General features: G+C 72.3%; 10 protein-coding genes. 4 read left to right on the plus strand and 6 right to left on the minus strand.

The genetic code is table 11. The features are described 5' to 3' along the window. Positions 1-112 precede the first annotated feature (112 nt). The 4 genes from Q9R47_RS02845 to Q9R47_RS02860 all read left to right on the plus strand — a co-directional run bounded on the left by Q9R47_RS02845 (position 113) and on the right by Q9R47_RS02860 (position 4807). On the plus strand, positions 113-1312 hold the full coding sequence (locus tag Q9R47_RS02845) for a homoserine O-acetyltransferase (RefSeq protein WP_311231689.1): 1200 nt from the start codon (positions 113-115) through the stop codon (positions 1310-1312). Next, positions 1309-1893 carry a methionine biosynthesis protein MetW gene (metW, locus tag Q9R47_RS02850; protein ID WP_311231690.1) on the plus strand — a complete coding sequence of 195 codons (585 nt, stop codon included), beginning with the start codon at positions 1309-1311 and terminating at the stop codon, positions 1891-1893. The genes Q9R47_RS02845 and metW overlap by 4 nt, the downstream gene beginning before the upstream one ends. Before the next feature lie 119 nt (positions 1894-2012). Continuing rightward, a complete protein-coding gene (locus tag Q9R47_RS02855) occupies positions 2013-3224 on the plus strand; it encodes a diguanylate cyclase (protein ID WP_311231691.1) in 1212 nt (403 codons plus the stop codon). A gap of 86 nt (positions 3225-3310) precedes the next feature. Further along, entirely contained in the window at positions 3311-4807 is a 1497-nt protein-coding gene (locus Q9R47_RS02860; RefSeq protein ID WP_311231692.1) for a M20 family metallopeptidase, read from the plus strand. A gap of 95 nt (positions 4808-4902) precedes the next feature. Here the strand turns inward: Q9R47_RS02860 and Q9R47_RS02865 are convergent, their stop codons facing one another. The 6 genes from Q9R47_RS02865 to Q9R47_RS02890 all read right to left on the minus strand — a co-directional run bounded on the left by Q9R47_RS02865 (position 4903) and on the right by Q9R47_RS02890 (position 13239). Then, positions 4903-6096, minus strand: coding sequence for an MFS transporter (locus Q9R47_RS02865; protein ID WP_311231693.1), 1194 nt, complete (start codon positions 6094-6096; stop codon positions 4903-4905). Then, the gene (locus Q9R47_RS02870; protein WP_311231694.1) at positions 6093-7295 is read right to left on the minus strand and encodes a GGDEF domain-containing protein; all 1203 of its coding nucleotides are present in this window, start codon (positions 7293-7295) and stop codon (positions 6093-6095) included. The genes Q9R47_RS02865 and Q9R47_RS02870 overlap by 4 nt, the downstream gene beginning before the upstream one ends. A 137-nt stretch (positions 7296-7432) precedes the next feature. Then, positions 7433-10267, minus strand: a complete 2835-nt coding sequence (locus Q9R47_RS02875; RefSeq protein WP_311231695.1) for an ATP-binding protein — start codon at positions 10265-10267, stop codon at positions 7433-7435. A 20-nt stretch (positions 10268-10287) separates the two neighbouring features. Next, entirely contained in the window at positions 10288-10986 is a 699-nt protein-coding gene (locus tag Q9R47_RS02880; RefSeq protein WP_311231696.1) for a hypothetical protein, read from the minus strand. An 85-nt stretch (positions 10987-11071) separates the two neighbouring features. Next, positions 11072-12460 carry a hypothetical protein gene (locus Q9R47_RS02885; protein WP_404977086.1) on the minus strand — a complete coding sequence of 463 codons (1389 nt, stop codon included), beginning with the start codon at positions 12458-12460 and terminating at the stop codon, positions 11072-11074. Between the two features lie 62 nt (positions 12461-12522). After that, positions 12523-13239, minus strand: coding sequence for a 16S rRNA (uracil(1498)-N(3))-methyltransferase (locus Q9R47_RS02890; protein ID WP_311231901.1), 717 nt, complete (start codon positions 13237-13239; stop codon positions 12523-12525). Positions 13240-13260: the final 21 nt, after the last annotated feature.

A 13260-nucleotide genomic window follows, 5' to 3' on the forward strand; every position in this document is an offset into this window, starting at 1 on the left:
GCGCCGATTTGCCACCGCTTGCGGGCGCTTTATAAATCCAGCTAAAGACCCGACCGTTGGTGCAGTGCGACGACCCGGCCTCGTTTTTAGCGATGCCGGGTTTTTTTCATCCATGTCGTTCATCGCCACACCGCAATCCATGCATTTCGCGGAGCCGCTGCCCCTGCAGGGAGGCGCGTCGATCCGCGACTACACGCTCGCCTACGAAACCTACGGCACGCTGAACGCCGACCGCTCCAACGCGGTGCTGGTGTGCCATGCGCTCAACGCGTCGCACCACGTGGCCGGGGTCTACGAGGGGCAGGCCCGCAGCGAGGGCTGGTGGGACAACATGATCGGCCCGGGCAAGCCGGTGGACACCGACCGCTTCTTCGTGATCGGCATCAACAACCTGGGTTCGTGCTTCGGCTCCACCGGGCCGATGCACACGCACCCGGACACCGGCGAGGTGTACGGCGCCGATTTCCCCGTGGTGACGGTGGAGGATTGGGTGAACGCCCAGGCGCGGCTGCTGGACCGCCTGGGCGTGCAGCAGCTCGCCGCGGTGCTGGGCGGCAGCCTGGGCGGCATGCAGGCGCTGTCGTGGACGCTGCAGTACCCCGACCGCATGCGCCATGCCGTGGTGGTGGCGAGCGCGCCCAACCTCACCGCCGAGAACATCGCGTTCAACGAGGTGGCGCGCCGCGCGATCGTCACCGACCCGGACTTCCACGGCGGGCACTTCTACCGCCACGGCACCATTCCGAAGCGCGGCCTGCGCATCGCCCGCATGATCGGCCACATCACCTACCTGTCGGACGACGTAATGAACGAGAAGTTCGGCCGGCAGCTCCGGAGCCGGGTGCTCGATCGCGCGGTCCCTGGCGCCACGGCCCCCCTGGCGGACGGCGACGCGCCGGTGCCGGGCGCGGGGTCTTACCTCTACAGCACGCAGGACATCGAGTTCCAGATCGAGAGCTACCTGCGCTACCAGGGCGACAAGTTCAGCGATTACTTCGACGCCAACACCTACCTGCTCATCACCCGGGCCCTGGACTACTTCGATCCGGCGCTCGCGTTCGGCGGCAACCTCACGCGGGCGCTGGCCCGCGCCCACGCGCGCTTTCTGCTGGTGAGCTTCACCACCGACTGGCGCTTCTCGCCCGCGCGCAGCCGGGAGATCGTCAAGGCGCTGCTGGAGAACCGGCGGGACGTGAGCTACGCGGAAATCGACGCGCCGCACGGCCACGACGCCTTCCTGCTGGACGATGCGCGCTACATGAACCTGATGCGTTCCTATTTCGACGGCATTGCCAGGGAGTCCGCAGCATGAGCGATCCATCCACCATGCACGCGATCGCGCGGCTCGTGCCCCACGGCGCGCGCGTGCTCGACCTGGGCTGCGGCGACGGCGCGCTGCTCGACATGCTGCAGCGCGAGCGCGGCTGCAGCGGCTACGGCGTGGAGATCGCCGACGACAACGTGCTCGCCTGCGTGCGCCGCGGCGTGAACGTGGTGCAGCTGAACCTCGACGAAGGCCTCGCGATGTTCGGCGACAACTCGTTCGACGTGGTGCTGCAGATCGACACGCTGCAGCACCTGCGCAACGCCGAGGTGATGCTGCGCGAGACGGCGCGCGTCGGGCGGGCGGGCATCGTCGCGTTCCCGAACTTCGCGCACTGGCCGAACCGGCTGTCGGTGCTGCGCGGGCGCATGCCCGTCACGCGCCGGCTGCCCTACCAGTGGTACGACACGCCGAACATCCGCGTCGGAACGTTCAAGGATTTCGAGGTGCTGGCGCACAAGAACCGCCTGCGCGTGCTCGACGCGTTCGGCCTGCAGCGCGGGCGGGAGGTGCGCTTCCTGCCGAACGCGCTGGCCGGCACGGCCGTGTTCCATTTCGAGCACGACTGACGCCCGCGGCGCGCTGCACGCCGGAATTCGCGCAGCGGGTTGCCCGGGGCGGTGGCGCGTGGCGGCGCGTTCGCTTATTCTGCGCCCCCGCACGACCGTTCTTTTTTCCGTTCCGCGCCATGCCGTCCCAGCCCCTGCTGCACCTGCCGACCCTGCTGGCGATGACCGTGGTGGGATCGCTGGTGATGGCGGCCGGGCTGCTGCTGGTGGGCGCGCGCCGGCGGGGCGAGGGGCAGGGCCTGTGGGCCACGGCCCTGCTGATGCAGTCGCTGGCCTACGTGCTGCTCGCGCTGCGCGGCCGGATTCCAGACATGCTCTCGATCGTGGTGGCCAACGGACTGCTGGCCGGTGTGTTCGCGAGCCTGCTCGCAGCCGTCTACCAGTTCCAGCGCCGGCCCCTGCCGTGGCGACAGATCGTGCCCCCGGTGCTGGTGACGCTCGCCCTCTTCGCGGCCTTCCGTGAAGACTACGCGGCGCGCCTGGTGCTGGCGGGCGTGATCTACACGGGCCAGCTCGGCCTGGTGCTGTGGGCGCTGCGGCAGCACCCGTCGGAGGGCCGCGGGGCCCGCATGGTGGCGATCGGCATCTGGCTGCAGTGCGGCATGCTGGTGGTGCGTGCGGTGGCCGCGGCCACGGGCCACATGCCCACGGCCGGGCTGCTGGAGGAGAGCCTCTGGCAGCACGCGACCTTCCTCACCACGTTCGTCACCGTGCAGGCCTCGTCGTTCGGTTTCATCTTCATGGCGCGCGACCGGGCCGACGCCATCAACCAGCGCATGGCCGCGCGCGATCCGCTCACCGACGTGCCCAACCGCCGGGCGACCATCGCGGCGCTGGACCGCGACATCGGCCGCGCCGTGCGCTCGCGCGAGCCGCTCTCGCTCATGATGGTCGACATCGACCACTTCAAGCGCGTCAACGACGAGTTGGGACATCTGGCGGGCGACGAGGTGCTGCGCGGCGTCGTGGACCTGATGGGCACGCGCGTCCGCGCGCAGGACCTGATCGGCCGCTACGGCGGCGAGGAGTTCGTGGTGCTGCTGCCCGACACCCCGCTCGACGGCGCGCAGCGGCTGGCCGCCGACCTGTGCGCCGCGGTGGAGCGCACGACCTTCGACACCGCCGCGGGGCCCGTGCGGGTCACCCTGAGCATCGGCGTGTTCGGCGGCCGCCTCGACGCGGAAGACCACTGGGACGCGCTCATCGCGGCGGCCGACCGGGCCATGTACGACGCCAAGCACGGGGGACGCAACCGCGTCGTCGTCGCGGACATGCCTCTGGGCGCGGTGGCGCGCGGCGCCGGACCGCGCGACAATCCCGTGGACGGCTGACAGGGCCCCCGCGGCCCGGTGCCGTGTCCCGCGGCATCCCGCCGCAAGCCACGCACGGCACGCCCTCCGCCAAGGAACGAACGACCATGAACGCCCCCCTCGCCCCGCACCTCCTGCAGCCGGCCGACGCGCTGGACCACGTCAGCCGCCAATGGGACGGCGACATCCTGCGCCAGCTCACCGACTACATCGCGATTCCCGCCAAGTCCCCCGGTTTCGCGCCCGACTGGGAGCAGCTCGGCCTGCTCGACACCGTGCTGCGCAACGCCGCGGCGTGGGTGGAGGCCCAGAAGGTGCCCGGGCTGCGCCTGGAAGTGCTGCGCATGCCCGGCCGCACGCCGGTGCTGTTCTTCGAGGTGGAGGCCACGCGCACCGGCTCGCAGCAGACGGTGCTGATGTACGGCCACCTGGACAAGCAGCCCGAATTCGACGGCTGGCGCCGCGACCTGGGCCCCTGGACGCCCAAGTACGAGGACGGCAAGCTCTACGGCCGCGGCGGCGCGGACGACGGCTATGCGGTGTATGCCAGCATCGCCGCGGTGCAGGAGATCAAGCGCCAGGGCGTGCCGCATCCGCGCATCGTGGGCCTGATCGAGACCTGCGAGGAAAGCGGTTCGCGCGATCTGCTGCCCTACATCGACCTGCTGCGCCCGCGCCTGGGCGACGTCACGCTCGTGATCTGCCTGGACTCCGGCGCGGGCAACTACGACCAGCTCTGGCTCACCACCAGCCTGCGCGGCATGGTGAGCGGCACGCTCAAGGTGCAGATCCTGACCGAGGGCGTGCATTCGGGCGATGCGTCCGGCCTGGTGCCGTCGTCCTTCCGCATCATGCGGCAGGTGCTCGACCGCCTGGAGGACAGCGCCACCGGCCGCCTGCTGCCCGCGAGCTTCCATTGCGAGGTGCCGCCCGACCGCCTCGCGCAGGCGCGCGCCACGGCCGCGATCCTGGGCGACGAGGTGACGAAGCGTTTCCCCTGGGCGCACTACGACTGCGGCGGCTCGACCACGTTCGCGCTGCCCACCACCACCGACCCCGTGCAGGCGCTCATCAACCGCACCTGGACGCCCACGCTCAGCGTGACCGGCGCGGAAGGCCTGCCGGCGCTGCAGGACGCGGGCAACGTGCTGCGGCCCTACACCGCCTTCAAGCTCAGCCTGCGCCTGCCGCCCGTGGTGGACGCGGCCGAGAGCGTGCAGACGCTCAAGGCCCTGCTGGAGGACAACGCACCCTACCAGGCGCGCGTGACCTTCGAGCCGGGCGGCGCCGCCAGCGGCTGGAACGCGCCGGCCATCACGCCCTGGTTCGAGAAGGCGCTGAACGCCGCGAGCCAGGCGCACTTCGGCGCGCCCTGCGGCTACATCGGCCAGGGCGGCACGATCCCGCTCATGAACATGCTGAGCCAGGGCTTTCCCACGGCGCAGATGATGGTCTGCGGCGTGCTGGGCCCCAAGAGCAACGCGCACGGCCCGAACGAGTTCCTGCATGTGCCGTACGCCAAGAAGCTCACGGCCGCCGTGGCGCAGGTGGTGGCGAGCCTGCCGGAGCCGGACGAGGACGAGGACGCGGACACGGACGCCTGAGCGTCAGGGCGGGCGCCGGTCCGGCACGATCCATACCGGCACGCCCGTGCGCCGGCACTGCCGGAGGATGCGGCCGGCCTACGTTCGGAGCGATCTCATGCGGCCGGCCGGAGGCGCTGCCGCAGCGCCAGCCAGGCGAGCCCCGCGCCGGTGAGCGCGATCGGCACGAGCGAGCCGTAGTTGAGCAGCGTCCAGCCCTGGGTGGTGACGAGCGCGCCGGAGGCGAAAGAGGTCAGCGCCATGGTGGCGAACACGCCGAAGTTGATCGCGGCCTGCGCGCGGTCCTTCTCCTCGGGCCGGTAGGCGCGCAGCGCCAGCGCGGTGCTGCCGGTGAAGAGGAAATTCCAGCCCACGCCCAGCAGGAACAGCGCGGCCGTGAAGTGCTGCACGTCCACCCCGCGCAGCGCGATCGCCACGCAGCCGGCGTTGAGCGCCACGCCGGCGCCCATCACGCGCAGCACCCCGAAGCGCCGGATCAGGCTGCCGGTGAAGAAGCCCGGCGCGAACATGCCGATCACGTGCCACTCGAGCACGAATGCCGCGTCGCCGAAGGTATGCCCGCAGACCTGCATGGCGAGCGGCGTGGCCGCCATGAGCAGGTTCATCACGCCGTAGCCCAGCGCGGCGGCCAGCATGGCGACGGCGAACGCGGGCTCGCGCAGCAGCTGCGCCACCGAGCGGCCCGCGGTGCCGTCCGCTCCGGCCGCGCGCGCCGCCACGGGCGGGAAGCGCAGCGCGGCCATGCAGGCCATGGACACCAGCGCAACGCCGACCAGCGCCAGGTACGCGCCCGCGAACGGCACGCCGAGCAGGTCGCGGGTGTGGTTCGCGAGGTTCGGGCCGGCCACGGCGCCCAGCAGGCCGCCGGCCATGACGAGCGAGACGGCCGTGTCGCGCTGGGATGCGGGAACGATCTCCGCGGCCGCGAACCGGTAGAGCTGGCCGTTGGCGCTGTAGTAGCCGGCGATCACCGTGGCCGTGCACAGCAGCCAGAACGCATGCGTCCACACGGCCAGCGCGCACAGCAGCGCCGAGCCGGCGGCCACGGCCAGGCCGATCTGGAACGAAGCCTGCCGCCCCCAACGCCGCTGTGCCCGCGCCACCAGGCCGGTGGACAGCGCGCCGCCCACCACGTAGCCCATCACCGGCAGCGTGGCCATCCAGCCGCGCGGCGCGAGCTGCAGGCCCACCAGGCCGTTGATGGCGATGAAGACGACGTTGTTGGTGAGGAACAGGCCCTGGCAGAGGGCGAGCAGGCCGAGCGAGCGGCGGTGGTCGGAGAGCGTCATGCGCCGATCCTGCACGATGCCATGGTGTCAGGGTCAAGCAGAGCGGTCTCCGCCACGGTGCGGTCGCGTCCGCCGGCCTTGGCCGCGTAGAGCGCCCGGTCGGCACGCTCCAGGGTGGCTTCGATGCGTTCGCCGGGTACGTGCAGTGCGAAGCCGATGGAAACGGTGATGCGCAGCGGCTCCGGCGCGGCATGCTGGCGGGCCGGCGTCTCGGGCCGCTCCGCCGGATGCGGGATGCGCAATTGCGCCATGGCCTGCCGCAGGCGCTCCAGCAGGGCGTGCGCCGCATCGGGCGGCGTGTTGCAGAGCATGAGGACGAATTCCTCGCCGCCCCAGCGGGAGACGACGTCGCCCTCGCGCAGGCATGTGCGCACCGCCTGGGCGAACGCCTGCAGCACGCGGTCGCCGGCCGCGTGGCCGTGGGTGTCGTTGACGGCCTTGAAATGGTCCATGTCGAGCAGCGCGAGCACGAGCGGCAGGCCCGAGCGCGAGGCCCGGCGCTGCTCCAGCCGCATCAGCTCCAGCATGTGACGGCGGTTGAGCAGCCCCGTGAGTTCGTCGTGCGTGGCCAGCTCGCGGATGTGCTCCAGCGCCCGGGCCAGCTCGTGCTTCTGCCGCCGCAATTCCTCGCGCGTGGCCTGCAGGCGGGTGGTGAGGAAGGTGCTGCCCATGAGCACCACGGCGGTCATGATCCCGTAGGCCAGCGAGAGTCCCGTGGAATGCGCCGCGTCGCCCTGCCACTCCGCGGCCACCGCCGCCACCCCGAACGCGGCCATGGCGTAGAGCATCACGCCGAACATCTGGCGCGTGGACAGGCCGAACATGCCGAACATCAGGATCACGGCCAGGATCGGCAGGGCGATGCCGCGTGCCTGTCCGCCGATGGCATAGGCCGCGGCGTCGCATGCGATCGCGTAGACGATCTGCGGCAGCGTGAGCGACGGGTCGGCCCAGCGCTGCGACACGCCGCTGCGGATGAGCGCATACACCACCACCAGCCCGCCGCCGGACAGGACGGTCCAGATCCGCACAGGGCCCGGCTCCGTCAGTCCCGCGGCCACCGCGATGTGCATCGCGGCCATGCAGCAGGCCATCAGCAAAGCGGCGAGGCCGGCCATGGAGAGCCGCTGGCGCTGGCGCGGCTCGGCAGTAATCAGGAGGTCGAGGAGCCGCGACCCTGCGGTGGGCCTGGAGGGCATGGACCTGGCTGGCCGCTCTGACACCGGAACTCTCCTTCGGGAACGCGGAACTGCGCCGCCGAAGGGTTGTACTCCAGGCCGCCCCCCCGGAACAATGCCTGCGCCGCAGGTCGCGGGGAAACCCTACAAGGCCGCCCTCAGGCCGGCACCGGCTCCAGTTGCGGCACGCCGCGCCGCTTGGCCACGGCGATGGGCGGCGCCCAGCGCGAACCCTGGGGCTTCTTGCTGGTCACGAGCGTGATCTCGGCCGGCTCGAACACTTCCAGGTTGTGGGTGATGGGCGTGGTCAGCACGTACTGGGCCTGGGTGGAGCGCAGGAAGTGGCCGACCAGCTGGATGTTGCGCACGTCCAGGTGGGCGAAGGGCTCGTCGATGAAGACGAAGCCGCCAGAGCCGCTTTCCTCGTCCTTGAGCAGGCCCACCAGCAGGATCAGCGACTTGATGACCTGCTGGCCACCGGAGGCTTCGCCGTCGTTCAGGCCGATGCTGCCCTTGCCGTCGAACGCGAAATGCACCTTCAGGCCCGCCTGGGCGAGCACGGTGTCGTCGTTCTCCAGCAGCGGCAGGTCGGCCGCCACCTCCACGCCCGCCAACGCGCCCAGCTCCTGGATGTTCTTGCGGTAGCGGCGCACGGTGCTGCGCAGCACCTCGATATAGCTCTCGCGCGCGTTCATCACCGCGGTGCCCGCCTGGGCGTTCTTCACCTGGTGGTCCGACAGGCTCAGGGCCTGTTCGCGCACGGTGGCCTCCATGCGGCGGAAGCGCTCCTCCACCGTGGCATCCTGCTCCCAGGTGCCGTGCTCCAGTTCCTGCTCGACGGCGGCCAGGCGCAGCTTCGCCTGGGTGTCGTTCACGTAGTCCTTCTCGAGCGCGCGCAGCGTGTCGGGCGCCGTCCAGCGGGCCGGGAACTGCCGGCGCTGTGCCTGGCTGCGCCGGGCGTGGTCCAGGTGGCCGCGGCGGCGGGCCGTCCATTCCTGCGCGGCGCGGTCGGTGTCGCCGCGCGAGCGGCGCAGCTGCTGCTCCAGACGCTGGTGCTCGTCGGTGAAGGCGCGATGGCGGTCGTGGGCGCGCGTGGCCTCGGTGTCCAGCCGCTGCCAGCGCTGGGCCGCGGCGATGCGCGCCTGCTTCGCAGCCGGCAGTTCTTCGCGCGCCTGGGCGAATTCGTCGCTGCGGCGCGCGAGTTCTTCCGCGGCGCTGTGGCCCTCGAGCGCGCGGCGGGTGTCGGTGGCCTGGCGCTTGAGCGCCATCAGGCGGTCGAGCACGGGCGCGAGCTGCGCGTCGATCTGCGCGAGGTCGCGCTCGGCGGCGGCACGGCGCGCATGCACGGCGGCGGCGCCGAACTGGTGGTCGCGCGGCTCGACCCACATGGAGCGCGCGCCGCGGCCGTCGTGCATGTAGGCCTGCGGCGTGATCCAGGTACCGCCCAGCCGCTTGCCCTCGCGCGGGTCGGCCACGCAGCGCAACTGCTGCAACTGCTGCACCAGCCAGCGCGGCACGGGCGCGGTGAAGCGCACGTGCGCGAGCAGCGTTCCGGGCTCGCCGCGCAGCGGCTTCTCGCCGGGGCCGACGAGGTAGTGGCGGTAGCGCTCGCGCTCGCCGATGTCGTAGGCCTCGGCGAGGTCGCTTTCCTTGTCGAGCAGCACCACCCAGCGGTGGCCGCGCAGCACCCCTTCGATGGCGGCGCGCCAGGCCTCGTCCGCGACCTCGATCACCTCGGCCACGAACTGGTGGCCGATGCCCTGGGCCACGAGGCGCTTGCGGAACTGCTGCACTTCGGGCGGCAGCGGCGGCAGGCTCTGGCCTTCGAGGCCCTTGAGCGCTTCCTGCGCGATGCGGCGGCGCTGCTGCAGCGCGGAGCGCTCGTCCTGCGCGGCGGATTCCTGCTCCTGCAGCTGCCGCAGGTGGGCCTGCAGTTCGTCGGCGTTGCTGCCCTTGTCCACCAGCGCGAGCAGCTCGGCCTCGCGTTTCGCCAGTTGCTCCAGCGGGGCCTCGTGGCGCGTGGCGCCGTCGAGCGCGGCGCGCGCTTCGTCGCGCTCGGTACGCAGCCGCTCGGCGTCGGTCTGCGCGCGTGCGCTCTCGTCCAGCAGCGTGAGCAGGCGCTTGTTCTGCGCGGCCTGCTCGGCCAGCGCGGCGCGGTGCTGGGCCTTCTGGCGGCGCAGCTCGCGCGCCTGCTTCGCCAGGCCTTCGCGTTCGCCGTGCCAGCCGAGCACCGGCAGCACCTCGGTCGCCAGGCGCTCGCGTTCGGCGAGCTTGAGCTGCCAGGTCTTGTAGTTGGCCACGCGGTTCTGCAGCTCGGCGAGCTGCGCGCGGCTGTGGTCGAGCTCGCGCTCGGCCTGCACCATCTCGCGCGAGAGCTGCTGCTGGTGCTCGCGCGCCTGGTCGTAGGCGTCGAGCACCTGCTGGTCGCCGAACACGTCGAAGACGAGGCGCAGCAGCTCGCGCGGGCTGAATTCGCACAGCCGGTCGGTCTGGCCCTGCTCGAGCGACAGCACGCGCGCGATGGCGGGCGACAGGCCGGCGGCGCCGAGCACGCGGCCCCAGGCCTCCACGCCCATGAAGCCGAGGTCCTTCTCGGGCGTGTCGCGCAACTGCTCGATGGAGACATCGCCGTCGAGCAGGCAGTAGCGCCGCTGCCAGTCGCCGCCGTTCTTGTCGATGCGGCAGGCGAGCGTGACCTGGTCGGCGTACAGCAGCCGGCGCGCGAACGGCCGGCTGGAGGTCTGGCGGCCCTGCGGGCGGTTGTCCACCACCGCGCGCAGCCACGCGGTCTGGGCGCCGGCGTGGCGCGCGTAGGTGCGGTAGTCGCGCGGGGCCGAGCAGCGCAGGCCCAGCAGCGTGCGCATGGCGTCCAGCAGCGTGGTCTTGCCCGAGCCGTTGGGGCCGGCGATGGTGATGATGGAAGCGTCCAGCGGCAGCGCGACGCGCTGGCAGTAGTCCCAGTGGACGAGTTCGAGGGATTGCAGATGGAACATGGTCGGGTGGAGCGGCCCGGTCAGGCCGTGGGGGTCTCGGACCCGGAGGAAGAGGAGGGGGCGGCCGCGGCGTCCGGCAAAGGCGGCGCCGCGGCGCGCTCGCGGGCCAGCACGTCGGCCAGCGCGCCGTCGAGGATGCGGGGGGCGAGCACGTCGTAGTCGAGCAGCACGTCCAGCAGCGGGCCTTCGCCGATCTCGTCCTGGCGGCGCGTGATGAAGCCGTGGCGCTCCAGCAGCTTCAGGTTGGCGTCCAGCCGCAGCTTCTTGCCGAGCTGGTTGCCGTAGTCCTCCAGCAGCGTCTTGTACGACAGCATCGGGCTCACGAGCCGCGCCGAGGGCAGGGGCTTGGCGCCGGGAAAGAAGTCGTTCTGGCCGTCGCCCTCGGCCTCGGTGCGGCTGGTCTGGCGCTCGCGCTTCGGCAGCACGATGAGCGCCCAGAGCACCACCAGCAGGGCCTGCGCATCGCGCGGCAGATCCAGGTTGTTGTTGGCGTTGAGCGCGCCTTCGCCCAGCACGGTGTTCTGCGCGGGGGGCAGCAGCGCGAGGCTGACGTGGTCCGCGTAGATGCTGTCCACGAAGCGCAGGCCGGACTGCGCCAGGCGCTGTTCGACCTGGGTGAAGAGTTCGGCATCCACCAGCGCGCGCTTGACCCGCGGGTGGCTGCGCGGCAGCCAGCGGCGCGTGAGGAGTTCTGCGATCAGCAGGGCGGCGTCGTCCATGGGCAGCGGTCCATCCGAAAAGGCAATGCAGGGAATCGAAAACGAAGCGAAAAAAGGCGGGAGGAGGCGGGCACGCTCCGGGGCGTCAGCCGGCGGCATCCCGGGAAGTGTCCGGCGGCGCATCCGCCGGCACCAGCCGGCCCCGGCTCACCAGCTCCACCTGCGCATGGTCCAGCGGCTGGAGGGCCGCTTCCCATTCCACCCGCCAGGGCTGGCGCGCGAGCGCGCCGGTGGCGCCGGGCAGCACGCCCGCCTGCGGGTCGCCCAGCAGCGGCAGCAGTTGGGCCTTGTAGGCCACCTGGGCGTAGCGGGCGGAATCGGGATCGGCGCCCAGCAGCGCCGCGGCCGCGTCGCGGGGGGCTCCGGCCTCCCCGGTGGCCGGCTCCAGCGACCAGGCCGACAGCAGATCGGCGAGATCGCCCAGTTCGCGCGGCAGGGCCACGGCGGCGAGCGTGCCGGCCGGCGCTTCCTGCGCGCCCGGCAGGTCTTCCGCCGGGCCCTGGGTCGGGCGGTCGCGCTCGAACTCCGCCTCGGTCACGTCCAGCAGTTCGTGCGGGGCGAGCGCGCACAGGCCCACCGGCATGGCGAACGCGGTGTCGAGCAGCGCCGCGGGCTGGCGCAGCGTCTGCAGCCAGCGCTTCACGTCGGTGCTGGTGATGCCGGTGGTGCCGAGCGTCACGCGCTGGCGGTCCACCTGCTGGAGCGCGCGGTTGAACTGGCTGGCCATGGCCAGCAGGCGGGACTGCGCCTGGCCGAGGGCGCGCGCTGCGCGCTCCATCGCGATATGGCCGTGTGCGTGGCCGATGATGGCCGTGATCGCGTCCGAAGCCCGGTCGATGAGCTGGGCGGCGCGGTCGTAGCGCAGCCGCGCCGCGCGCAGCCGGAATTCCGAGCCGCTCGCGATCGCGTCGGCGAACTCGCCGTGCAGCCGCGTGAGCTGCGCCTGCAGCATCTGCAGCTGGCCGGGATCGAGCGCGCCGAGCTGGTTCGCGCCCACCACCTGCCCGAGCAGGGCGGCCAGCTCGCCGCCTTCGGCATCCTGCGCGGCCGCGTCGCCGCTCGCCAGCGGTGCCAGCAGGCCGGCCACGCGCTGCGCGAGCGGCGGCAGCGCATAGGAGCGCAGGCTGTCGTCCCAGGCCAGCAGCCCGACGTCGCGGAAGCGTTTGAGCACCGTGTCCAGCGCCTCCGGGCGCAGGGCGTGGAAGAGTTCGTCGATGCGCTCGCGCGGCAGCTGCGCCTCGCCCTGGCGCGCCAGCTGCAGAAACACCCACAGGCGCAACTGCACCAGCGCCGCGGGGCCGTGGAAAAGGCCGCTCAGCGCCTGCGAGAGTTCCTGCTCGCGCGCGATGCGCCACAGCAGGGGGTCGTCGGTCGCGGCATCCGTGTCGCGGAAGAAGTCGAACAGCGCGCCGGCCGATTCGTCCGGGCTGCCCGGTGCGGCCGGGTGGGCATCCGCCAGTTCGGCCCAGGGCATGGACAGGGGCGCGTCGGTGCCCGCCGGCAGCGGCCAGGCGGCGGCGTCGGTGCGTGCGGCCGTCATGCGCAGGCCAGCAGCGACAGCGCCGCGACGGAGGCCGTCTCGGCCCGCAGCACGCGCGCGCCCAGTCCGGCGGGCAGGAAGCCCTGGGCCAGCGCCAGGTCCTCCTCGTGGGGCGCAAGGCCGCCTTCGGGGCCGTGCAGCACCTGCACCGTGCCGGCGGGGCCCGCGGCTTCGCACAGCGGGCGGCTGCCTTCGCGCAGCGACAGCACGAGGCGGGTGGCGCCGGGCTCGGCCGGCAGGCGCAGCCATTCGGCCAGCGCGACGGGGGCGCCGACCTCGGGCACGCGGTTGCGCCCGCACTGCTCGCAGGCCGCCACGGCGATCGCCTGCCAGTGCGCCTGGCGCTTCACGGCCCGCTCGCCCGAGAGCTTCAGCACGCTGCGCGCCGCCGCCACGGGCTGGATGCGGGCCACGCCGAGCTCGGTCGCCTTCTCGACGAGCCAGTCCATGCGCTCGTTGGCCGGCATGCCCACGACGAGGTGCACGGCCCGCGGCGCCTCGCGCTCCACGGGATCGTGCGCGCCCACCTGCACTTCGACCTCCGAGCGGCCCATGCGCGCCACGGTGGCCGCGTATTCGCCGCCGCGGCCGTCGAACAGCACGATCGCGTCGCCGGGCTGCAGCCGCAGCACCTGGACATGGCGCGCCGCCGTGGGCGGCAGGGCCAGCGCGGCACCGCTGGCGAGCGGCTCGGGGCAATGGAAACGGGGAATGTTCACGCTGGCGTCGTCGGG

This window comes from Acidovorax sp. PRC11 (assembly GCF_031844105.1).
Lineage (GTDB): Bacteria > Pseudomonadota > Gammaproteobacteria > Burkholderiales > Burkholderiaceae_C > Paracidovorax.